The sequence below is a fragment of the Streptomyces sp. NBC_00454 genome (genome assembly GCF_041434015.1).
Lineage (GTDB): Bacteria > Actinomycetota > Actinomycetes > Streptomycetales > Streptomycetaceae > Streptomyces.
In genome coordinates this window covers 2,024,217-2,047,424 of record NZ_CP107907.1, presented here as the reverse complement: position 1 = coordinate 2,047,424, position 23,208 = coordinate 2,024,217, and the positions used below count along the sequence as shown (strand labels likewise).

Annotated in this window: 18 protein-coding genes; 16 read left to right on the top strand and 2 right to left on the bottom strand. The window is 71.2% G+C overall.

Going from position 1 to position 23,208, the window contains the following annotated elements:
- Positions 1-149: 149 nt before the first annotated feature.
- Positions 150-773 carry a beta-class carbonic anhydrase gene (locus tag OHU74_RS09510; protein WP_371615482.1) on the bottom strand — a complete coding sequence of 208 codons (624 nt, stop codon included), beginning with the start codon at positions 771-773 and terminating at the stop codon, positions 150-152.
- Positions 774-1,051: 278 nt separating this feature from the next.
- Between OHU74_RS09510 and rsmH the strand changes: the two genes are divergently transcribed.
- The 16 genes from rsmH to OHU74_RS09430 all read left to right on the top strand — a co-directional run bounded on the left by rsmH (position 1,052) and on the right by OHU74_RS09430 (position 19,495).
- Positions 1,052-1,981: a 16S rRNA (cytosine(1402)-N(4))-methyltransferase RsmH gene (gene rsmH / locus OHU74_RS09505; RefSeq protein WP_371619625.1), complete on the top strand. Its 930-nt coding sequence runs from the start codon at positions 1,052-1,054 to the stop codon at positions 1,979-1,981.
- The gene (locus OHU74_RS09500) at positions 1,978-2,496 is read left to right on the top strand and encodes a hypothetical protein (protein ID WP_371615481.1); all 519 of its coding nucleotides are present in this window, start codon (positions 1,978-1,980) and stop codon (positions 2,494-2,496) included. The genes rsmH and OHU74_RS09500 overlap by 4 nt, the downstream gene beginning before the upstream one ends.
- A gap of 303 nt (positions 2,497-2,799) precedes the next feature.
- A complete protein-coding gene (locus OHU74_RS09495; protein WP_371615480.1) occupies positions 2,800-4,818 on the top strand; it encodes a peptidoglycan D,D-transpeptidase FtsI family protein in 2,019 nt (672 codons plus the stop codon).
- A 45-nt stretch (positions 4,819-4,863) separates the two neighbouring features.
- On the top strand, positions 4,864-6,564 hold the full coding sequence (locus OHU74_RS09490) for a UDP-N-acetylmuramoyl-L-alanyl-D-glutamate--2,6-diaminopimelate ligase (protein ID WP_371615479.1): 1,701 nt from the start codon (positions 4,864-4,866) through the stop codon (positions 6,562-6,564).
- Positions 6,564-7,988: a UDP-N-acetylmuramoyl-tripeptide--D-alanyl-D-alanine ligase gene (gene murF, locus OHU74_RS09485; protein ID WP_371615478.1), complete on the top strand. Its 1,425-nt coding sequence runs from the start codon at positions 6,564-6,566 to the stop codon at positions 7,986-7,988. Before OHU74_RS09490 ends, murF begins: the two co-directional genes overlap by 1 nt.
- Positions 7,985-9,055, top strand: coding sequence for a phospho-N-acetylmuramoyl-pentapeptide-transferase (gene mraY, locus OHU74_RS09480; protein WP_330295975.1), 1,071 nt, complete (start codon positions 7,985-7,987; stop codon positions 9,053-9,055). Before murF ends, mraY begins: the two co-directional genes overlap by 4 nt.
- Positions 9,037-10,620: a UDP-N-acetylmuramoyl-L-alanine--D-glutamate ligase gene (gene murD, locus OHU74_RS09475; RefSeq protein WP_371615477.1), complete on the top strand. Its 1,584-nt coding sequence runs from the start codon at positions 9,037-9,039 to the stop codon at positions 10,618-10,620. Before mraY ends, murD begins: the two co-directional genes overlap by 19 nt.
- Positions 10,621-10,680: 60 nt before the next feature.
- Complete coding sequence (ftsW, locus tag OHU74_RS09470) at positions 10,681-12,096, top strand: putative lipid II flippase FtsW (protein WP_371615476.1); 1,416 nt, start codon at positions 10,681-10,683, stop codon at positions 12,094-12,096.
- Positions 12,097-12,102: 6 nt separating this feature from the next.
- Positions 12,103-13,197: an undecaprenyldiphospho-muramoylpentapeptide beta-N-acetylglucosaminyltransferase gene (gene murG / locus OHU74_RS09465; RefSeq protein WP_371615475.1), complete on the top strand. Its 1,095-nt coding sequence runs from the start codon at positions 12,103-12,105 to the stop codon at positions 13,195-13,197.
- Positions 13,198-13,229: 32 nt separating this feature from the next.
- Positions 13,230-14,114 carry a cell division protein FtsQ/DivIB gene (locus OHU74_RS09460; protein ID WP_371615474.1) on the top strand — a complete coding sequence of 295 codons (885 nt, stop codon included), beginning with the start codon at positions 13,230-13,232 and terminating at the stop codon, positions 14,112-14,114.
- Between the two features lie 281 nt (positions 14,115-14,395).
- Complete coding sequence (ftsZ, locus tag OHU74_RS09455; RefSeq protein WP_330295972.1) at positions 14,396-15,592, top strand: cell division protein FtsZ; 1,197 nt, start codon at positions 14,396-14,398, stop codon at positions 15,590-15,592.
- On the top strand, positions 15,589-16,335 hold the full coding sequence (gene pgeF / locus OHU74_RS09450; RefSeq protein ID WP_371615473.1) for a peptidoglycan editing factor PgeF: 747 nt from the start codon (positions 15,589-15,591) through the stop codon (positions 16,333-16,335). The genes ftsZ and pgeF overlap by 4 nt, the downstream gene beginning before the upstream one ends.
- Before the next feature lie 3 nt (positions 16,336-16,338).
- Positions 16,339-17,058: a YggS family pyridoxal phosphate-dependent enzyme gene (locus OHU74_RS09445; protein WP_330295970.1), complete on the top strand. Its 720-nt coding sequence runs from the start codon at positions 16,339-16,341 to the stop codon at positions 17,056-17,058.
- A 151-nt stretch (positions 17,059-17,209) separates the two neighbouring features.
- Positions 17,210-17,821 carry a cell division protein SepF gene (gene sepF, locus OHU74_RS09440; protein WP_371615472.1) on the top strand — a complete coding sequence of 204 codons (612 nt, stop codon included), beginning with the start codon at positions 17,210-17,212 and terminating at the stop codon, positions 17,819-17,821.
- A 59-nt stretch (positions 17,822-17,880) separates the two neighbouring features.
- The gene (locus tag OHU74_RS09435) at positions 17,881-18,177 is read left to right on the top strand and encodes a YggT family protein (RefSeq protein ID WP_112450285.1); all 297 of its coding nucleotides are present in this window, start codon (positions 17,881-17,883) and stop codon (positions 18,175-18,177) included.
- Between the two features lie 82 nt (positions 18,178-18,259).
- Positions 18,260-19,495: a DivIVA domain-containing protein gene (locus tag OHU74_RS09430; protein WP_371615471.1), complete on the top strand. Its 1,236-nt coding sequence runs from the start codon at positions 18,260-18,262 to the stop codon at positions 19,493-19,495.
- Between the two features lie 266 nt (positions 19,496-19,761).
- Here OHU74_RS09430 and ileS read toward each other — a convergent pair whose 3' ends face one another.
- Complete coding sequence (gene ileS, locus OHU74_RS09425; RefSeq protein WP_371615470.1) at positions 19,762-22,908, bottom strand: isoleucine--tRNA ligase; 3,147 nt, start codon at positions 22,906-22,908, stop codon at positions 19,762-19,764.
- Positions 22,909-23,208: the final 300 nt, after the last annotated feature.

The window sequence follows — 23,208 nt, the reverse complement described above, 5'->3', positions numbered from 1 at the left end:
CTCCTCGACCCTTTCCCCGGGCCGGCGCCACACGGCGCACGATCGGCCCACCCCGAAACACCTCAGAAATCAAGAGTGCGGACACCGGCCCGGAGGTCCTCCGGGTGACGTCTCCCCGCATTCTTGACGGCGTTACGGCCCTGTGTCACTCACGAGGTGGGATCGATCTCCCGCAGGAGGCCGGTGTGCACGTCGAAGACGAAGCCTCGCACATCGTCCTTGTGGGGCAGGAAGGGGTTCGTCCGCACGCGCTGCATGGACTGGCGGACGTCCTGGTCCACGTCGCGGAAGGCCTCGACGGCCCAGGCGGGGCGCTGGCCGACCTCGTCCTCCAGCTCGTGGCGGAAGTCCTCGGTCAGGCTTTCGAGACCACATCCGGTGTGGTGGATGAGTATGACCGCCTGGGTGCCGAGCGCCCGCTGGCTGATGGTGAGCGAGCGGATGGTGTCGTCGGTGACGACGCCGCCGGCGTTGCGGATCGTGTGACAGTCACCGAGCTCCAGGCCGAGGGCGGCGTGCAGGTCGAGGCGGGCGTCCATACAAGCCACGACGGCCACCCGCAGGACGGGGCGGGCGTCCATGCCGGGGTCGGCGAATTCCGCGGCGTAGGCGCGGTTCGCCTCCACCAGCCGGTCGGTGACGGAGCCGGCGGCGGATTCCTGGTGGGAAGCCACGGTCGGCACGGCGGGGACGGGAGTGGAAGTCGTCATGGATACGACGTTAGTGGTCACAGCCTGTCCGGGCATCGAGTGAGGGTGGACAAAGAAGGTCACTACTTCCTGTTGTGAGCTAACCCACAGGAGTGAGCACCGCGGGGCCATCCGGGTGATTCGGGGCATTTCCCGGTTCCCTCCGAGTGGGCGCAGCGGCGCGCGGGGCGGTTCGTTGACCGCGGCGACCGTTGCACTAAAGTGACGCGAACCGGCCGGAGCCCGGCCCTGACCGGCCGCCCGGCCCTTTGGTAAGACTCCGCGTGCGCGGCGCGGCGGATGCCTGCCGCGCCGTTATCTGAGAGGGCGCTTTGACTAGCGAGTCCCGACATGTCCCGGTGATGCTCCAGCGGTGCCTGGACCTGTTGGCCCCGGCACTGGAGAGGCCCGGGGCCGTCGTCGTCGACTGCACCCTCGGCCTCGGCGGCCACAGCGAGGCCCTGCTCACCCGGTTCCCCGAGGCCCACCTCATCGGCCTCGACCGCGACAAGGAGGCCCTGCGCCTCTCCGGGGAGCGCCTCGCGCCCTTCGGGGAGCGGGCCACCCTCGTCCACGCCATCTACGCCGACCTGGCCGACGTACTGGACGACCTGCGCATCCCGACCGTCCAGGGCATCCTCTTCGACCTCGGCGTCTCCTCCATGCAGCTGGACGAGGCCGACCGCGGCTTCGCCTACGCCCAGGACGCCCCGCTCGACATGAGGATGGACCAGACGACCGGCATCAGCGCGGCCGAGGTCCTCAACACCTACGCGCCCGGCGAGCTGGTCCGCATCCTGCGCCAGTACGGCGAGGAGAAGCAGGCCAAGCGGATCGTCTCCGCGGTGGTCCGCGAGCGGGTCAAGGAACCCTTCACCAACAGCGCCCGGCTCGTGGAGCTCATCCGCGACTCCCTGCCGCAGGCGGCGAAGCGCACCGGCGGCAACCCCGCCAAGCGCACCTTCCAGGCGCTGCGCATCGAGGTCAACGGCGAACTGTCCGGACTGGAGCGGGCCATCCCCGCCGCCGTGGACCGCATCGCGGTCGGCGGCCGGATCGCCGTGCTCTCGTACCACTCGCTGGAGGACCGCCTCGTCAAGCAGGTCTTCGCGGCCGGGGCCACCTCCACGGCCCCGCCCGGACTCCCGGTCGTACCGGAGAAGTACCAGCCGAAGCTCAAGCTCCTCACGCGCGGCGCGGAACTGCCGACGGAGGAGGAGATCGCGGAGAACCGGCGGGCGGCACCGGCCCGCTTCCGCGGGGTGGAACGGATCCGGGAGGCGCGGCTGTGAGTCCACGCGGGGGACGCTTCGGCCGCGTCCTGGCCGGGAGCCCGGCCGGGCAGGCGGCGCGCACGCCCTTCGTCCTGCTGGTCGTCGCGCTGCTCGGCGGCGGGCTGATCAGCCTGCTGCTGCTGAACTCGGCGCTGAACCAGGGCTCCTTCCAGCTGAGCAAGCTGAAGAAGGAGACCACCACGCTGACGGACGAGGAACAGGCGCTGCAGCGGGACGTCGACGGGTACTCGGCGCCGGACGCGCTGCAGCGGCGGGCGCACGAGCTGGGGCTGGTGCCCGGTGGCAGCCCGGTGTTCATCGGCGCCGACGGCAAGGTCGCGGGGACGGCGTCCCCGGCGGCCGAGCCCCCGCCGCCGTCCGCTCCGCCGGTCGCCGCGGGTGCCCCCGTCGCCGCCTCCGCCGTGCCCAGCCCTGCGGGCTCCCCGGCGCTGGCGCCGGCCCCCTCGGGCTCGGCCGCCGCCCCGCCGGCATCGGCCGGAGCCACCCAGCCCTCCCAGACCCCTGGACGGTGACGTCGTGACGCGTACCCCTGCGGGGCCGGTCCCCTACCCGCCCTTCCACCGTTCCCCGGAGCTCCGCCCCGGACCCGCTGCCACGCGCGGCGCCGTCGCCGGGGGCCAGCCCCCGGGCCCCCGCGCCTCAAGCGTCGGCGGGGCTGGGTTTGACTCCGCCCGGAGGTGCGCCTCAAGCGCCGAGGCCGGAATGCCCACGCCGGGCAAAATCCAGCCCCTCCGGCGTTTGAGGAGCGGGGTCCGGGGCGGAGCCCCGGGGGCTTCGGCGCAGCCGGGCCTCGCACGCGTCCACGGGGCCTCCGCGTGAGCCCGCAGGAGCCGCCGCGGCGGCGGGTGCCGGGACCCGGCAGGCCCAGGCCCGCCGGGGCCAGGGCCGAGCGGGCCCGGGCAACGGCCCGGCCGGCCTCCCGGCCCGCCACCCGACGCCCCGCCCCCGCGAGGAAACCGCACACGATCCGGCTCGGCGCCCCCAAGCCCCGGCTGCGCCTCGTCAGCGTCGGGCTGACGCTGGTGATGCTCGCCTTCGTCGTACGGCTCCTCCAGGTCCAGGCGGTCGACGCGTCCGCGTACTCCGCCAAGGCCTCCCAGAACCGGTTCGCCAGCTACACCCTGGCCGCCGAGCGCGGGGAGATCACCGACCGCAAGGGCGTCGCGCTCGCCACCAGCGTGGACGCGTACGACATCACCGCCGATCCGCAGATGTTCACCCCGCAGGAGAGCAAGGCCCCGGACGCCCCCGAGCAGGCGGCCGCGCTCCTCGCCCCGATCATCGGCAAGGACGCCAAGGAGCTCACCGAGCGCCTGAAGACGAAGAACACCCGCTACGTCGTCCTCGCCCGCCGCCAGACCCCGCAGGTCTGGAACCAGATCAAGGGCCTGAAGAAGGTCTTCGCGGACAAGGCCGCCGCGGACAAGCGGGGCAACGGTCCCGGCGCCAACGTCATCGCGGGCGTGTTCAACGAGAACAGCAGCAAGCGCGTGTACCCGAACGGCGATCTCGCCGCCGGGATACTGGGTTACGTCAATGCCGAGGGCAAGGGCGGCGGCGGCCTGGAGTCCTCGCTGGACAAGAAGCTGGCGGGCAAGGACGGCGAGCTCACCTACGCCCAGTCCGGCGGCCGCCGGGTCCCGACGGCCGGTTCCAGTGAGAAGCCGGCCGTGCCCGGTCAGGACATCGAGCTGACCATCGACCGCGACATCCAGTGGGCCGCGCAGAGCGCGATCGCCGAGCAGGTCGCCAAGTCGGAGGCCGACCGCGGGTACGTCATCGTCCAGGACACCCGCACCGGCGAGGTCCTCGCCATGGCCAACGCCCCCGGCTTCGACCCCAACGACCTGTCCAAGGCCAGCTCGGCCGCCATGGGCAACGCCGCCCTCCAGGACGTGTACGAGCCCGGCTCCACCGCCAAGGTGATGTCCATGGCCGCCGTGCTGGAGGAGAAGAAGGCGACCGCCGACACCCACGTCGAGGTCCCCAACCGGCTGCACCGCGGCGACCGGCTGTTCAAGGACGACATCGACCACCCGACCTGGTACCTGACCCTCAACGGGGTCCTCGCCAAGTCCTCCAACATCGGCACCATCCTGGCCACCGGCCAGCTCGGCGCGACGCAGCCCGAGGCCAACAAGGTCCTGTACTCGTACCTGAACAAGTTCGGCATCGGCCAGCCCACCGGCCTGAACTACCCGGGCGAATCGAGGGGCATCCTCGCCAAGCCCGAGGCCTGGTCCACCTCCCAGCAGTACACGATCCCCTTCGGCCAGGGCCTGTCCCTCAACGCCATGCAGGCGGCCTCGGTCTACTCGACCATCGCCAACGGCGGCGTCCGCATCCAGCCGACCCTGGTCCGCGGCACCAAGGGCCCCGACGGCCGCTTCACCCCGGCCCCGGCGCCCCCGCGGACCCAGGTGGTCAGCCCGGAGACCGCCAAGACCCTCGCGCAGATGCTGGAGTCGGTGGTCGACGACCAGGAGGGCACCGGCACCAGGGCCCGCATCCCCGGCTACCGGGTCGGCGGCAAGACCGGCACCTCCAACCGGGTGGATCCGGCCACCGGCCGCTACAAGGGCTACACCGCTTCCTTCGCCGGTTTCGCACCGGCCGACAACCCCCGCATCACCGTCTACTGCGCCATCCAGAACCCCACCAAGGGCAGCTACTTCGGCGGCCAGATCTGCGGGCCCATCTACAAGAAGGTCATGGAGTTCGCCCTCAAGACCCTCCAGGTCGCCCCCACCGGAACCGCTCCGGCCGGGCTCCCGGTCACCTACGAACCCGGCGCGCAGCCGGGTCCGCAGCCCAGTCCGCAGCCGAGCCAGTGACCACCGTCCGTCCGGCCCGCCCCAGAAATGCGTGAGGCACCCCCAGTGACAACGATCACCCCCAAACCCGGGAACCGCGCGGACACCGGCGCCGAGGCGGGGCCCTCGCTTCGCGAGCGGCCCGCCGGGCCCGGTACGCTCACCGCCGTGCCCCACGCTGATCAGCCCAGAACCGCCCAGAACGATGCACCGGCAGCGCCGCCGGGAGCACCACGTCCCCTGTCCGCCCGCCCGACCCCTCTCGGCGAGCTGGCGGCCCTGCTGGGAGTGGACGGCCTCGGCGCGCAGACGCGGATCACCGGCATCACGCACGACTCCCGTGCCGTGCGTCCCGGAGACCTCTACGCCGCCCTGCCGGGAGCCAAGCTGCACGGCGCGGACTTCGCCGCGCAGGCGGCCGCCCTCGGCGCCGTGGCCGTGCTGACCGATCCGGCCGGGGCGGAGCGCGCCGAGGCCACCGGGCTGCCGGTCCTCGCCGTCGCCGACCCGCGCGGCCGGATGGGCGAACTGGCCGCCACGATCTACGGACGCCCGGGCGAAGGCCTGCTCCAGATCGGCATCACCGGTACCTCCGGCAAGACCACCACGGCGTACCTCGTCGAGGGCGGCCTGCGCGGCGCCGGACGCCGGACGGGCCTCATCGGCACCGTCGAGATGCGGGTCGGGGACGAGCGCATCAAGTCCGAGCGCACCACCCCCGAGGCCACCGACCTGCAGGCGCTGTTCGCGGTCATGCGCGAACGCGGGGTCGAGGCCGTGGCCATGGAGGTCTCCAGCCACGCGCTGGTGCTCGGCCGGGTCGACGGCTGCGTCTTCGACGTGGCGGTTTTCAACAACCTGAGCCCGGAACACATGGAGTTCCACACCGGCATGGAGGACTACTTCCAGGCCAAGGCGCAGCTCTTCACCGAACGCCGGGCCCGGCTCGGCGTGGTCAACATCGACGACGAGTACGGCCGGCGCCTGGCCAAGGAGTCGCCGATCCCGGTGGTCACCTTCTCCGCCGCCGGGGATCCGGCCGCGGACTGGCGCGCCGAGGACGTGGTCTCGGGCCACATGGACTCCACCCTGACCCTGGTGGGCCCGGACGGTCAGCGCGTCCGCGCCACCGCCCCGCTGCCCGGACCGTTCAACGTGGCCAACACCGTCGCCGCCGTGGTCACCCTCGCGGCCGCCGGCCTCGACCCGCAGACCGCCGCCGACGGCGTCGCCGCGGTCCCCGGGGTGCCCGGCCGGCTGGAGCGGGTGGACGCGGGCCAGCCGTACCTGGCCGTCGTGGACTACGCGCACAAGACGGACGCCGTCGAATCGGTCCTGCGGGCCCTGCGCGAGGTCACCACAGGCAAGCTCCACCTCGTACTCGGCTGCGGCGGCGACCGCGACACCACCAAGCGGGCCCCGATGGGGGCCGCGGCCGCCCGGTTCGCCGACACCACCGTGCTGACCTCCGACAACCCGCGCTCCGAGGACCCCCTCGCGATCCTCGCCGCGATGTTCGAAGGCGCCGTGTCCGTCCCCGCCGCCGAGCGCGGCACCGTCCTCGTCGACGCCGACCGGGCGGCGGCCATCGCCGCGGCCGTGGCGCGCGCCGAGGCCGGCGACACCGTGCTGGTGGCCGGCAAGGGCCACGAGCAGGGGCAGGACATCGCAGGCGTCGTACGTCCCTTCGACGACCGCGCGGTCCTGCGCGCGGCCATCGAGACCCAAGCGCAGCAGCGTGCCCGACAGGCCGAGGTGAACCAGTAGTGATCGCCCTTTCCCTCGCCGAGATCGCCGACATCACCGGCGGGCGGCCCCACGACATACCGGATCCGTCCGTCCGCATCACCGGGCCGGTGGTCATCGACTCCCGGCAGGTGGAGCCCGGCAGCCTGTTCGCCGCGTTCGCCGGCGAGCAGGTCGACGGCCACGACTACGCCGAGCGGGCGGTGGCGGCCGGTGCCGCGGCCGTCCTCGCGGCCCGGCCCGTCGGCGTACCCGCCGTCGTCGTCCCCGACGTGGAGAAGGCGCTCGGCGCCCTCGCCCGGGCGGTCGTCGGGCGGCTGGGCACCGATGTGGTGGCCCTGACGGGCTCCGCCGGGAAGACGTCCACCAAGGACCTCATCGCGCAGGTGCTCCAGACCCACGCGCCCACAGTGTGGACACCCGGCTCCCTCAACAACGAGATCGGCCTGCCGCTCACCGCCCTGAAGGCCACCGAGGAGACCCGGCACCTGGTGCTGGAGATGGGTGCCCGGGGCATCGGCCACATCAACTACCTCACCGGTCTGACGCCCCCCCGCATCGGCCTCGTGCTGAACGTGGGGACCGCCCACATCGGGGAGTTCGGCGGCCGCGAACAGATCGCCCAGGCCAAGGGAGAGCTGGTCGAGGCCCTGCCGGCGGCGGCCGACGGCGGCATCGCCGTACTGAACGCCGACGACCCCCTGGTCCGCCCGATGTCCGCCCGCACGAAGGCCCGTACGGTCCTGTTCGGCGAGGCCGAGGACGCCGACGTACGGGCCACCGGGGTGCGGATGACACCGGGAGGACAGCCCTCCTTCACACTCCACACACCCACCGGGTGCGGCGAAGTGACCTTGCGGCTGTACGGTGAGCACCACGTGTCGAACGCGCTCGCCGCGGCCGCCGTCGCCCACGTACTGGGCATGTCCACCGAGGAGATCGCCACCGCGCTCTCCGGGGCGGGCACCCTGTCCCGGTGGCGGATGGAGGTCACCGAGCGGGCGGACGGTGTGACGATCGTCAACGACGCCTACAACGCGAACCCCGAGTCCATGCGGGCCGCCCTGCGCGCGCTTGCCGCGATGGGCGGCGCCGCCAGGGCAGACGGGGGACGTACGTGGGCGGTGCTCGGTCCCATGGCCGAGCTCGGTGACGCATCGCTCGCCGAGCACGACGCCGTGGGACGGCTCGCCGTCCGGCTCAACGTGAGCAAGCTCGTAGCAGTCGGGGGCAGGGAAGCGTCCTGGCTGCAACTGGGCGCATATAACGAGGGTTCGTGGGGTGAGGAGTCGGTGCTCGTGTCCGACGCGCAGGCGGCGGTCGACCTGTTGCGCAGTGAGCTGCGCCCGGGTGACGTCGTGCTGGTGAAGGCTTCCAGGTCCATTGGTCTGGAGCGGGTCGCGCTGGCGTTGCTGGAGCGCGAGGGCGAGGTCGCCGGCCGATGAGGCAGATCCTGTTCTCCGGAGTCATCGGACTCTTCCTCACGCTCATCGGCACCCCGTTGCTGATCAAGGGTCTGGCCCGCAAGGGCTACGGCCAGTTCATCCGTGACGACGGTCCGCGCGGCCACGCCGGGAAGAAGGGCACGCCCACCATGGGCGGTATCTCCTTCATCCTGGCCACGCTGATCGCGTACGCCCTCACCAAGGTGATCACCGGGAGCAGCCCGACCTTCTCGGGCGTGCTCGTCCTCATGCTGATGGCGGGCATGGGGCTGGTCGGTTTCCTCGACGACTACATCAAGATCGTCAAGCAGCGTTCGCTGGGTCTGCGGGCCAAGGCCAAGATGGCCGGCCAGCTGATCGTCGGCATCGCCTTCGCGGTGCTCGCGCTCCAGTTCAAGGACTCGCGCGGACTGGCCCCGGCCTCCACCAAGCTGTCGTTCGTCACGGACTTCGGCTGGGCGATCGGCCCGGTGCTGTTCGTGGTCTGGGCGCTGTTCATGATCCTGGCCATGTCCAACGGCGTGAACCTGACGGACGGTCTGGACGGCCTGGCCACCGGCGCCGCCGTGATGGTCTTCGGTGCCTACACCTTCATCGGCGTCTGGCAGTACCAGGAGTCCTGCGCCAACGCGCAGACCCTGACCAACCCGGCCGCCTGTTTCGAGGTACGGGACCCACTGGACCTGGCGGTCGTGGCCTCCGCCCTGATGGGCGCCTGCTTCGGCTTCCTGTGGTGGAACACCTCGCCCGCCAAGATCTTCATGGGTGACACCGGTTCGCTGGCACTGGGCGGCGCGCTCGCGGGCATCGCGATCTGCTCCCGCACGGAGTTCCTGATGGCGCTCCTGGGCGGCCTCTTCGTCCTCATCACCATGTCGGTCGTCATCCAGGTCGGCTCCTTCAAGCTGACCGGGAAGCGCGTCTTCCGGATGGCGCCACTCCAGCACCACTTCGAACTCAAGGGGTGGTCCGAAGTCCTTGTCGTGGTCCGCTTCTGGATCATCCAGGGCATGTGCGTGATCGTGGGTCTGGGACTCTTCTACGCAGGATGGGCAGCGGACAAGTGAGCGACGCCGACCAGCACCCCGCCGGGCCCGGCCAGCAGGCCGCGGACCCGGCCCGGTACGGGCTGCCGCACCGGGTCACGGTCGCCGGCCTCGGGGTGAGCGGCGTCAGCGCCGCCCGCGCGCTGGCCCGCTTCGGCGTCGCCGTGACCGTGGTGGACAACGGCGACGGCGACGCCCACCGGGCGCGCGCCGCCGAGCTCGCCGAGCAGGGCATCGAGGTCCGCCTCGGCCGCACCGCCGAGGGCGGTCCGGCCGGAGAGGTCCTGCCGGCCGGCACGGAGCTCGTGGTCACCTCGCCCGGCTGGAAGCCGGACAGCCCGCTGTTCGAGGCCGCCGCCGCGGCCGGTGTCGACGTCGTGGGCGACGTGGAGATCGCGTGGCGGCTGCGCGGGGCCGGAGCGGACCTGCGCGCCGCCGCATCCGGCGAGTCCGCCGGGGTCGGCGGCGACCGGTCCGCGGCCGGGGCCGACCGGGCCGCGCCCGCGGACTGGCTCGCGATCACCGGCACCAACGGCAAGACCACCACCACCCAGATGCTCGCCTCGATCCTGAAGGCCGAGGGTCTGCGGACCGCGGCCGTCGGGAACATCGGCACCCCGATCATCGACGTGGTGCTCGGCGAGGAGACGTACGACGTCCTCGCCGTCGAGCTCTCCAGCTACCAGCTGCACTGGGCGCCCTCCGTGCGCGCCCACTCCGCGGCCGTGCTCAACCTGGCCCCGGACCACCTGGACTGGCACGGCTCGATGGCGGCGTACGCCGCCGACAAGGGCCGGATCTACGAGGGCAACACGGTGGCCTGCGTCTACAACGCCGCCGACAAGGCCACCGAGGACCTGGTCCTCGAGGCCGACGTCGAGGAGGGCTGCCGGGCGATCGGCTTCACCCTCGGCGCCCCCGGCCCCTCCATGCTGGGCGTGGTCGACGGGATCCTCGTCGACCGGGCCTTCGTGGAGAACCGGCAGAAGAACGCCCAGGAGCTCGCCGAGGTCGCGGACGTCAACCCGCCGGCCCCGCACAACATCGCCAACGCGCTCGCCGCGGCGGCGCTGGCCCGCGCCTTCGGCGTCGCGCCGCGCGCCGTCCGAGACGGGCTGCGCAACTTCCGGCCCGACGCGCACCGGGTCAGCCACGTGGACGAGGTGGACGGGGTCACGTACATCGACGACTCCAAGGCCACCAACACCCATGCCGCCGAGGCCTCCCTGGCGGCCTTCGAGCCGGTGGTCTGGATCGCCGGCGGTCTGGCCAAGGGCGCGACCTTCGACGAGCTCGTGGCGAAGTCGGCGAAGCGGCTGCGCGGGGTCGTGCTGATCGGCGCCGACCGGGCGCTGATCGCCGAGGCACTGGCGCGACACGCCCCGCAGGTCCCGGTCGTGGACCTCGGGCGGACCGACACTGGGGCGATGCTCGCGGCGGTCCGGGAAGCCGCCCGGCTCGCGGAACCCGGAGACACGGTTCTGCTGGCACCCGCGTGTGCCTCGATGGACATGTTCGTGAACTACAACAAGCGCGGGGACGCGTTCGCCGACGCGGTGCGCGAACTGGGCGCCGAGAAGGCCTAGGTCCGGAGCTCCCGCCGGCTGCTCGCCTCGCCTCGGTACGAGTGGAGGGGAAGATCACAGATGCCGGCCAAGCAAGTGCTGCCGGGACGGCGGCCGTCCGCCGACAAGGCCGCCGGATCCGACAAGGCCGAGCGGACCGCCAAGGCATCCGGGGCCGGCCGGACACTGGGCCGCAAGCGCTCCGCGGCGAGCGCCAAGCGGCCCGCGGCGGGCGGACCGCTGGCCGGGTTGCGGCGTACGCAGCGGCAGTTGCGCCGGGCCTGGGACCGTCCACTCACTGCGTATTACCTGATTTTCGGCAGCTCCCTGCTCATCACCGTGCTCGGCCTGGTGATGGTCTACTCGGCCTCGATGATCAAGGCGCTCCAGCTCGGCCTCGGCGACGCGTACTTCTTCAAGAAGCAGTTCCTCGCGGCCGCGATCGGCACCGTCCTCCTGCTGGTGGCCTCCCGGATGCCCGTCAAACTCCACCGGGCGCTGTCCTATCCGGTGCTCGCCGGCACGCTCTTCCTGATGGCGCTGGTCCAGGTCCCCGGGATAGGCGTATCGATCAACGGCAACCAGAATTGGATCTCCCTTGGCGGTCCGTTCATGCTCCAGCCCAGTGAGTTCGGCAAGCTGGCACTCATCCTGTGGGGCGCCGACCTGCTGGCGCGGAAGGGCGAGCGGGACCTGCTGAGTCAGTGGAAACACCTGCTGGTCCCGCTGGTGCCGGTCACCTTCCTGCTGCTCGGGCTCATCATGCTGGGCGGGGACATGGGCACCGCGATGATCCTCGGAGCCATCCTGTTCGGCCTGTTGTGGCTGGCCGGGGCGCCGACCCGGATGTTCGCGGGCGTACTGGCCTTCGCGGGCGTCCTCGTCGCACTGCTCATCAAGACCAGCCCGCACCGCATGGACCGGCTCGCGTGCATCGGCGCCACCGATCCGGGCAAAAACGACCTTTGCTGGCAGGCCGTCCACGGAATCTACGCCCTGGCCTCCGGCGGTTGGTTCGGTTCCGGGCTGGGTGCGAGTGTGGAAAAATGGGGGCAACTGCCAGAGGCCCACACCGACTTCATCTTCGCCATCACCGGTGAGGAACTGGGGCTGGCGGGGACGCTGTCGGTGCTCGCCCTGTTCGCGGCCCTAGGCTATGCGGGTATCCGCGTGGCCGGACGCACGGAGGACCCCTTCGTACGCTATGCCGCGGGAGGCGTGACCACCTGGATCACGGCGCAGGCCGTGATCAACATCGGTGCGGTGCTCGGCTTGCTGCCGATCGCCGGAGTCCCGCTCCCGCTGTTCTCGTACGGTGGGTCGGCCCTGCTTCCGACCATGTTCGCGGTCGGACTGCTCATCGCGTTCGCGCGTGAGGAGCCGGCGGCACGCGCGGCGCTCGCGATGCGCAAGCCGAGGAACGGCCGGGCGCGGACCGGGCAGAGATGGAAGTCGATGAGACGGCGCGTCAAGAAGCGTCCGTCCGGAGAGCGGTGAATTTCGGTGCATGTCGTACTAGCCGGTGGGGGGACCGCCGGCCACATCGAGCCGGCGCTGGCCCTCGCGGACGCCCTGCGCAGGCGGGACCCCTCCGTGGGCATCACCGCCCTCGGCACGGAACGCGGACTCGAAACCCGTCTGGTGCCCGAGCGCGGCTACGAGCTGGGACTGATCCCGGCCGTCCCGCTGCCCCGTAGGCCCACGCCCGAGCTGATCACCGTCCCCGGACGGCTGCGCGGCACCATCAAGGCCGCGGAGGAGATCCTCCTGCGCACCAAGGCCGACTGCGTCGTCGGATTCGGCGGCTACGTGGCCCTGCCCGGCTATCTCGCGGCCAAGCGCCTCGGGGTGCCGATCATCGTCCACGAGGCCAACGCCCGGCCCGGACTGGCCAACAAGATCGGCTCCCGGTACGCGTACGCCGTCGCGGTCTCCACGCCCGACAGCAAGCTGCGCGGCTCCCGCTACGTGGGCATCCCGCTGCGCCGCTCGATCTCCACCCTGGACCGGGCCATGGTCCGCCCCGAGGCGCGCGCCGCCTTCGGCCTGGACCCCAACCTGCCGACGCTGCTGGTCTCCGGCGGCTCGCAGGGCGCCCGCCGCCTCAACGAGGTGATCGAGCAGGTCGCGCCGACCCTCCAGCGCTCCGGGATTCAGATCCTGCACGCGGTCGGTCCGAAGAACGAACTGCCGCGTGTCGACAACATGCCCGGGATGCCGCCGTATGTGCCGGTACCGTACGTGGACCGGATGGATCTCGCGTACGCCGCCGCCGACATGATGCTGTGCCGGGCGGGCGCGATGACCGTCGCCGAACTCTCCGCCGTCGGGCTGCCCGCCGCCTACGTCCCGTTGCCCATCGGCAACGGCGAACAGCGGCTCAACGCCCAGCCGGTGGTCAAGGCCGGCGGCGGCCTGCTCGTGGACGACGCGGAACTGACGCCCGAGTGGGTGCTCAGCCAGGTCCTCCCGGTCCTCGCCGACCCGCACCGCCTGTACGAGATGTCCCGCGCCGCCGCCGAGTTCGGCCGCCGGGACGCCGACGAGCTGCTGGTCGGCATGGTGTACGAGGCGATCGCCGCCAACAGGACCCGCTGAGCCGGGAGAGCACCGACGCAGGAGGCACAGGAGTGGCCGGAGCGAGCACCGCGCAACGCGGCAATCCCGGACCCGCCCGCGAGGGCAAGGGGTCCGGCTCCCTCAAGCGGCCCAAGGCCCCCAGAGCCCCCAAGTCGCCCAAGCCGCCGAGGGGATCCGGCCCGGAGGGGTCCGGCCGCTCCTGGCCGCGCGGTCCGCTCCTGCCGCGGGGCCTGCGCCGGGGCCCCGCCCTGGTCGCGGGGCTCGTCCTGGCCATGCTCCTGGCCGCCGGCTGCACCTGGGTGCTCTACGGCTCCTCCTGGCTCCGGGTCGAGAAGGTCACCGCGGGCGGCATCGAGGTCCTGACTCCGGACCAGGTGCTGGCCGCGGCGGCCGTGCCCGTCGGCGCGCCCATGGTCTCCGTGGACACCGACGAGATCGCGGCCCGGCTCCGCGGCAAACTGCCCCGCATCGATTCGGTCGAGGTGGTGCGGGCCTGGCCGCACGGAATCGGGCTGAAGGTGACGGAACGCAAGCCGGTCCTGCTCATCAAAAAGGGCAATGAGTTCGTGGAAGTGGACGTTTCGGGTGTGCGATTCGACACGGTCGCGAAAGCACCCGGAGGCGTTCCGGTCCTCGAACTGGCCGCGGACCGCTCGGCGAGCGGCCGCCGTTTCGACGAGGAACGGCTTCTGCACGAGGCCGTCGGGATCGCGGGCGGCCTCCCGGAAGCCATCCGCAAGGAGACCGCGCAGGTCAAGGTGGGCTCGTACGACTCGGTGGTACTGGAGTTGACGCGGGGCCGGACCGTGATCTGGGGGAGCGGCGAACAGGGTGACGCGAAAGGTCGCGCTCTGTCCGCACTCCTGAAGGCGTCGCCCAAGGCCGATCGCTTCGACGTCAGCGTCCCCACCGCCCCGGCGGTGTCCGGTAGTTGACGTCCGGTCGAACAGCGACGCACCCTGGTTGGCCACCGATACGGGTGATCACATAGGGTGAAAAGAAAAACGGGAGGTTCGGCGTGTTCGTTGAACACGCGCTACTTGTCGACTTAGTGTCCTGTTCGGAAGAGTCCAAGGAACAGACACACCCCTAACCCTAAACTTCAGGGTGAGGGTTCGGGTCGGCGTAGTACGGACCGTCCCAATTTCGGCATCAGTCGTCGCACCGCAGGCCCGCGAGGCGAACGACACGTAACTCGAGGCGAGAGGCCTTCGACGTGGCAGCACCGCAGAACTACCTCGCAGTCATCAAGGTCATCGGTGTCGGCGGCGGTGGTGTCAATGCCATCAACCGAATGATCGAGGTCGGTCTCAAGGGCGTCGAGTTCATCGCCATCAACACAGACGCCCAGGCGCTGTTGATGAGCGACGCCGACGTCAAGCTCGACGTCGGTCGGGAACTGACCCGGGGCCTTGGCGCCGGCGCCAACCCGGATGTCGGCCGCAAGGCGGCAGAGGACCACCGCGAGGAGATCGAGGAGGTCCTCAAGGGGGCCGACATGGTCTTCGTCACCGCCGGAGAAGGCGGCGGCACCGGAACGGGCGGCGCACCTGTCGTCGCCAACATCGCGCGCTCGCTGGGCGCCCTGACGATCGGTGTGGTCACCCGGCCGTTCACCTTCGAGGGCCGGCGCCGCGCCAACCAGGCCGAGGACGGCATCGCCCAGCTCCGCGAGCAGGTCGACACCCTCATCGTCATCCCCAACGACCGGCTGCTGTCCATCTCGGACCGGCAGGTCAGCGTCCTCGACGCCTTCAAGTCGGCCGACCAGGTCCTGCTTTCCGGCGTCCAGGGCATCACCGACCTCATCACGACCCCGGGTCTGATCAACCTCGACTTCGCGGACGTCAAGTCCGTGATGTCCGAGGCGGGCTCGGCCCTGATGGGCATCGGCTCGGCCCGCGGCGACGACCGCGCGGTGGCCGCGGCAGAGATGGCGATCTCCTCGCCGCTGCTGGAGGCGTCCATCGACGGCGCCCGCGGCGTGCTGCTCTCCATCTCCGGCGGCTCGGACCTCGGTCTCTTCGAGATCAACGAGGCCGCGCAGCTGGTGAGCGAGGCCGCGCACCCCGAGGCGAACATCATCTTCGGTGCCGTGATCGACGACGCGCTCGGCGACGAGGTGCGGGTCACCGTGATCGCGGCCGGGTTCGACGGCGGCCAGCCGCCGGCCCGCCGGGACAACGTGATCGGCGCGGCGTCCACCAAGCGCGAGGAGCCGGCACCGGTTCCGGTCCGTTCCGCCGAGCCGGCCCGCCCGGCCTTCGGCGGACTCGGCTCGGTCACCCCGCGCGAGGAGCCGGTGCGCGAGCCGGTCCAGGTCGCGGAGGCGCCCGCGCCGCAGGTCCCGACGGCCCGCCCGTACCAGGACAGCCCGGCCGAAGAACTGGATGTCCCGGACTTCTTGAAGTGACGCTGGAGCAGCACAGCGAGAGCGGCGCCCACTTCGCCTTCACCGACAGGTGGGGCGGAGTGAGCGCCGTTCCGTACGAAGAGCTCAACCTCGGCGGCGCGGTCGGAGACGACCCGGCCGCCGTTCGTGCGAACCGGACGGCCGCGGCGAAGGCCCTGGGCATCGCGCCGGACCTGGTGGTCTGGATGAACCAGGTGCACGGGCGGGACGTGGCCGTGGTCGACGGCCCGTGGGCCGCCGGTGTGGCCGAAGGAATCAAGCACATCCCCTCCGTGGACGCGGTGGTGACCTCCCGTCGGGGGCTCGCCCTCGCGGTCCTCACCGCCGACTGCACGCCCGTCCTGCTGGCCGACCCGGTCGCCGGCATCGCGGGAGCCGCCCACGCCGGGCGGCCCGGACTGGTCGCGGGGGTGGTGACCGCGGCCGTGGAGGCGATGGTCGCGCTCGGCGCCGACCCCGCGCGCATGGTCGCCCGTACCGGACCCGCGGTGTGCGGCCGCTGCTACGAAGTGCCCGCGCAGATGCGGGCGGCGGTGGCCGAGGTGGTGCCCGCCGCCTACGCCGAGACCAGCTGGGGGACACCGGCCGTCGACGTGGTCGCCGGGGTGCACGCGCAGCTGGCCGAGGCGGGGGTGGTGAACTCCTTCCGCTCCCCGGTCTGCACACTGGAGTCGCGGGACCACTTCTCGTACCGCCGCGACCGGGTGACCGGGCGGCTTGCCGGATATGTCTGGTTGGACTGACGAATGACGGATCGTAAGGCCGAGCTCGCCGAGAACCTCGCCCGGGTCGAGGAGCGGATCGCGTCCGCCTGCGCGGCCGCGGGCCGCAAGCGGGAAGAGGTGACGCTCATCGTGGTCACCAAGACCTACCCGGCGAGCGACGTACGACTGCTGGCGGACCTGGGCATCCGTCACATGGCGGAAAACCGGGACCAGGACGCGGCCCCCAAAGCCGCGGCCTGCGCGGATCTGCCGATCGCCTGGCATTTCGTCGGCCAGTTGCAGACGAACAAAGTCCGTTCGGTGGCCGGATACGCGCATGTCGTGCAGTCGGTCGACCGGCCGAAGCTCGTCACGGCGCTCTCGGCGGCCGCGGAGGGCGCGGGACGGGAACTGGGCTGCACGGTCCAGATCGCCCTCGACGCCGAGTCGGGCGAGCGGGGGGCCCGCGGAGGCGCGGCGCCCGAGCAGCTCGCCGAGTTGGCGGACCTCGTGGCGGCGGCGCCCGGACTGCGCATCGACGGTCTCATGACGGTCGCGCCGCTGGCCGGACAGTACGCGGGACGCGAACAGGCGGCCTTCGAGCGGCTGATGGAATTGTCATCCCGCCTGCGCGCGGACCATCCGGCTGCCACGATGGTGTCGGCCGGGATGAGCGCAGACCTGGAACAGGCCGTTGCGGCCGGTGCGACACATGTACGCGTCGGCACTGCGGTGCTCGGCGCGAGACCCCGGCTCGGGTAACGTCGCGAAGAAAGTCGGACCACAGCAGAAAATATGGTCATTACCGCTGATGGGCGGGCAGACCACGTGGATCGCGGGCAGTTGGTGACATTCGTGACACGGCGAGACACCTGCGACAGGGCGATCCACCACAGAGCGGAGGACTCAGAGAATGGCCGGCGCGATGCGCAAGATGGCGGTCTACCTCGGCCTCGTGGAGGACGACCGGTACGACAACCCGGGGTACGACCCCGACGACGAGTTCGAACCCGAGCCGGAACCGGACCGGGAGCGCCGCCGACAGCAACCGGCTTCGCACCAAACGCCCGTATCGGACGAACCGGTACGAGTTGCGCAGCCTCCGGCACCCAGGGAACCCCTGCCAATGCCGGTGGAAAACGGACGTCCTGCGCGAATTGCCCCCGTGGCATCCATCACACCCGAACGCTCGATCCTGGAGAAGAACGCCCCCGTGATCATGCCCAAGGTCGTCTCCGAGCGGGAGCCGTACCGCATCACGACGCTGCACCCCCGGACCTACAACGAGGCCCGTACCATCGGGGAACACTTCCGTGAGGGCACTCCGGTGATCATGAACCTCACGGAGATGGACGACACGGACGCGAAGCGTCTCGTCGACTTCGCCGCCGGGCTCGTGTTCGGTCTGCACGGCAGCATTGAACGCGTGACACAGAAGGTGTTCCTGCTGTCGCCTGCTAACGTCGATGTCACGGCGGAGGACAAGGCCCGCATCGCGGAGGGCGGGTTCTTCAACCAAAGCTAGACCGATCCGTCAGATACGGGACCGGGAACTGAGCGGAGCAGGGGAGAGGGAAGCGCGGGATGGGCGTCGCACTGCAAGTGGTCTACATCGCTCTGATGTGCTTCCTGATCGTGCTGATCTTCCGACTGGTCATGGACTATGTGTTCCAGTTCGCACGCTCATGGACCCCCGGCAAGGCGATGGTGGTCGTTCTGGAGGCCACCTACACTGTCACCGATCCACCGCTCAAGCTTCTCCGGCGGCTCATCCCGCCGTTGCGTCTCGGGGGCGTGGCACTCGACCTGTCCTTCTTCGTTCTGATGATCATCGTTTACATCCTCATCAGTTTCGTGAGCACCGCTGCGAGAAGCGTGTGAACGATGAGCTTCCCCGCAGGCGCGGGGACAGTCCCGATACGGTCTTGCCGACTGCCGACGACTACGTAGAGGTGAAGAAGACATGCCGCTGACTCCCGAGGACGTGCGGAACAAGCAGTTCACGACCGTCCGCCTGCGAGAAGGCTACGACGAGGACGAGGTCGACGCCTTCCTCGACGAGGTCGAGTCCGAACTGACGCGCCTGCTGCGCGAGAACGAGGACCTGCGCGCCAAGCTGGCGGCCGCCACGCGTGCCGCCGCGCAGAACCAGCAGCAGCAGGGCATGCGCAAGCCGGAACCCCAGGACCAGCGTGGCCCCGGCGCCCCCGTGCCCGCGGCCATATCCGGCCCGCCGCAGCAGCAGCCCCAGATGGGTCCGCCGCAGCTGCCGGGCGGACAGCCGCAGCTGCCGGCCGGCCCCGGTGGACACGGACAGCAGGGTCCGGGCCCGATGGGCGGCCCCATGCAGCAGCACACCATGGGTGGGCAGCAGCAGATGGGCCAGCAGCAGATGGGCCAGCAGGGCATGGGCCAGCAGGGCCCCGGCCCGATGGGCAACCCCATGCAGCAGCAGTCCATGGGTGGCCAGAACCCGCTCGGCCAGCCGATGGGCCAGCAGATGCAGCCGATGGGGCAGCAGATGCAGCCCATGGGCCAGCAGATGCACCAGCAGCAGCCGCAGCAGCTTCCGCAGCAGGGCAGCCCCGGCGGCGACAGTGCCGCCCGCGTCCTGTCGCTCGCCCAGCAGACCGCGGACCAGGCGATCGCGGAGGCCCGTTCCGAGGCCAACAAGATCGTCGGCGAGGCACGTTCGCGCGCCGAGGGCCTGGAGCGGGACGCCCGTGCCAAGGCCGACGCCCTGGAGCGGGACGCGCAGGAGAAGCACCGCGTCGCGATGGGCTCCCTGGAGTCCGCCCGCGCCACGCTGGAGCGCAAGGTCGAGGACCTGCGAGGCTTCGAGCGTGAGTACCGCACCCGCCTGAAGTCCTACCTGGAATCGCAGCTGCGCCAGCTGGAGACCCAGGCCGACGACTCGCTGGCCCCGCCGCGGAACCCCGCCGGCCCGGCCCTGCCGCCGTCGCCGACCCCGTCGATGGCCCCGGCCGGTGCGATGCACTCCATGGGTGGTCCCTCGATGGGCGGCCCGTCGCCGATGGGCGGTCCGTCCCCGATGGCCCCGTCCTACGGTGGCGGCCAGCAGCAGATGTCCCCGGCGATGACGCAGCCGATGGCTCCCGTGCGGCCGGCTGCTCCGCAGCCGATGCAGCAGGCGCCGTCTCCCATGCGGGGCTTCCTGATCGACGAGGACGACAACTAAGCGGTATCCGTCGGCAGACGGTCGGGCCGGGCCCGGTTCCCCTTCGGGGGCACCGGGCCCGGCCCGTTTCCGTCCCCGGGCCCGGCGCCGTCTCCTGGGGCTCCGCCCCAGACCCCGCGCCTCAAACGCCGGCGGCAAACTCAGCCCCGCCGGCGTTTGAGGCGCGGGTCCGGGCAGAGCCCGGGGAACGGTGGAAGGGCGGGTCGGGGACAGAAAAACGGCCCGCACCCCCTGGGCAGGGGGCACGGGCCGCTCGGGCCGGGCGGCTACGCCTTGCGGAGGCGGAACGTGAGGCCCAGGGCCTCGTCCTCGAAGGGGTCGCCGTACGTGGCGTCGGCGGAGCCAGAGGCGTAGTCCGTGGCCAGGACCTCGTCCGCGATCAGCGAAGCGTGGTCCGTCAGGGCCGTCACCAGCTCCGGGTCCGCCGAGGACCACCGCAGGGCGATGCGGTCCGCCACGTCCAGGCCGGAGTTCTTCCGGGCCTCCTGGATCAGCCGGATCGCGTCACGGGCCAGGCCCGCCAGCCGCAGCTCCGGGGTGATCTCCAGGTCCAGGGCGACCGTCGCGCCCGAGTCGGAGGCCACCGACCAGCCCTCGCGGGGGGTCTCCGTGATGATGACCTCCTCCGGGGTGAGGGTGACCGGGGCGCCGTCCACCTCCACCGAGGCCTCGCCGGAGCGCAGGGCCAGCGACAGCGCCGCGGCGTCCGCCGCGGCCACGGCCTTGGCCACGTCCTGCACGCCCTTGCCGAAGCGCTTGCCCAGGGCCCGGAAGTTCGCCTTGGCCGTCGTGTCCACCAGGGACCCGCCGACCTCGGACAGGGAGGCCAGGGAGGAGACGTTCAGCTCCTCCGTGATCTGGGACCGCAGCTCCGGGGAGAGCGCCTCGAAGCCCGTCACGGCGACCAGCGCGCGCGACAGCGGCTGGCGGGTCTTGACGCCGGACTCGGCCCGGGTGGCCCGGCCCAGCTCCACGAGGCGGCGTACCAGCAGCATCTGCTGGGAGAGGACCGGGTCGATCGCCGAGGTGTCCGCGACCGGCCACGTGGACAGGTGCACCGACTCCGGGGCCTCCGGCGTGACCGGGACGATCATGTCCTGCCAGACCCGCTCCGTGATGAAGGGGGTCAGGGGGGCCAGGAGCCGGGTGACCGTCTCCACGACCTCGTGCAGGGTGCGCAGCGCGGCCGCGTCGCCCTGCCAGAAGCGGCGGCGCGAGCGGCGGACGTACCAGTTGGACAGGTCGTCCACGAAGGAGGACAGGAGCTTGCCCGCGCGCTGGGTGTCGTAGGACTCCATCGCCTCCGTCACCTCGGACACCAGGGTGTGGAGCTCCGAGAGCAGCCAGCGGTCCAGGACCGTGCGGTCCGCGGGCGCGGGGTCGCAGGCCGAGGGCGCCCAGTTCGAGGTACGGGCGTACAGGGCCTGGAAGGCGACGGTGTTCCAGTAGGTGAGGAGCGTCTTGCGGACGACCTCCTGGATCGTGCCGTGGCCCACGCGGCGGGCCGCCCACGGGGAGCCGCCGGCCGCCATGAACCAGCGCACCGCGTCCGCGCCGTGCTGGTCCATGAGCTGGATCGGCTCGAGGGTGTTGCCCAGGTGCTTGGACATCTTGCGGCCGTCCTCGGCGAGGATGTGGCCCAGGCAGACCACGTTCTCGTAGGAGGACTTGTCGAAGACCAGGGTGCCGACCGCCATCAGCGTGTAGAACCACCCGCGCGTCTGGTCGATGGCCTCCGAGATGAACTGCGCCGGGTAGCGCTTCTCGAAGATCTCCTTGTTCTTGTGCGGGTAGCCCCACTGCGCGAACGGCATCGAGCCCGAGTCGTACCAGGCGTCGATGACCTCCGGGACGCGGACCGAGGTCAGGGAGCAGCCCTCGTGCGTGCAGGGGAAGGTGACCGCGTCGATGTACGGGCGGTGCGGGTCCAGGTTCGACTGGTCCGTGCCGGTCAGCTCGCTCAGCTCGGCGAGCGAGCCGATGCAGGTGAGGTGGTTGTCCTCGCAGCGCCAGATCGGCAGCGGGGTGCCCCAGTAGCGGTTGCGCGACAGGGCCCAGTCGACGTTGTTGTTCAGCCAGTCGCCGAAGCGGCCCTGCTTCACCGAGTCCGGGAACCAGTTCGTCTTCTCGTTCTCCCGCAGCATCGCGTCCTTGACCGCGGTGGTGCGGACGTACCAGGACGGCTGCGCGTAGTACAGCAGCGCGGTGTGGCAGCGCCAGCAGTGCGGGTAGCTGTGCTCGTAGGCGATGTGCTTGAAGAGCAGGCCGCGCGCGTCGAGGTCGGCGGTGAGCTTCTCGTCGGCCTTCTTGAAGAAGACGCCGCCGACCAGCGGGGTGTCCTCCTCGAAGGTGCCGTCGGGGCGGACCGGGTTCACCACGGGCAGGCCGTACGCGCGGCAGACCGCGAGGTCGTCGGCGCCGAAGGCGGGGGACTGGTGGACCAGACCGGTGCCGTCCTCGGTCGTGACGTACTCGGCGTTCACGACGTAGTGGGCGGGCGCGGGGAACTCCACGAGCGCGAAGGGGCGCTCGTAGGTCCAGCGCTCCATCTCCTTGCCCGTGAAGGTCTCGTCGGTGGCCTCCCAGCCCTCGCCGAGGGACTTCTCCAGCAGCGGCTGGGCGACGACCAGCTTCTCTTCGCCGTTGGTGGCCACGACGTAGGTGACGTCCGGGTGCGCGGCGACCGCCGTGTTGGACACCAGGGTCCAGGGCGTGGTCGTCCAGACCAGCAGCGCGGCCTCGCCCGCGAGGGGGCCGGAGGTCAGCGGGAAGCGGACGTAGACCGAGGGGTCGACGACCGTCTCGTAGCCCTGCGCCAGCTCGTGGTCGGAGAGGCCGGTGCCGCAGCGCGGGCACCAGGGGGCGACGCGGTGGTCCTGGGTGAGCAGGCCCTTGTTGAAGATCTCCTTCAGCGACCACCACACGGACTCGACGTACTCGGGGTCCATGGTCCGGTAGGCGTCGTCCAGGTCGACCCAGTAGCCCATGCGGGTCGTGAGGTCGGTGAACGCGTCGGTGTGGCGGGTCACGGACTCACGGCACTTGGCGTTGAACTCGGCGATGCCGTACGCCTCGATGTCCTTCTTGCCGTTGAAGCCCAGTTCCTTCTCGACGGCCAGCTCGACGGGCAGGCCGTGGCAGTCCCAGCCGGCCTTGCGGGCCACGTGGTAGCCGCGCATGGTGCGGAAGCGGGGGAAGACGTCCTTGAAGACGCGGGCCTCGATGTGGTGCGCGCCGGGCATGCCGTTGGCGGTGGGCGGGCCCTCGTAGAAGACCCACTCGGGGCGGCCCTCGGACTGCTCCAGGGTCTTGGCGAAGGTCTTGCTCTCGCGCCAGAAGTCGAGGACGGCGTGCTCGAGGGCAGGCAGGTCGACCTGGGCGGGTACCGGGCGGTACTGCGGCGGTGTGGTCATGAGGCTGAACTCTTCCTCCGGCGGGATGTCACTTCCGTCCGGAGGGACGAGAGCCGAAGTGAAGCTGCTCCCGCGGTACCACCCTCCTTGGCCCGCGGACCTGTGGTCCGCCGACCCCCTCATTGGGGTGCGAAGCCGGTTCTACGTGCCTACGGGCTCCCCTGCGGGCTCCCTGCGGCCTTCTTCCGGCGGCTCCGGGGTGATCCTTCGCATCGCGCTCGCCCCCGGGCTCTCACCGTCCCCGGGTCGCTCCTGGCTGCGTCCGACGCTACTCGTCCCCATCCATGCCTTTCGCTGGGC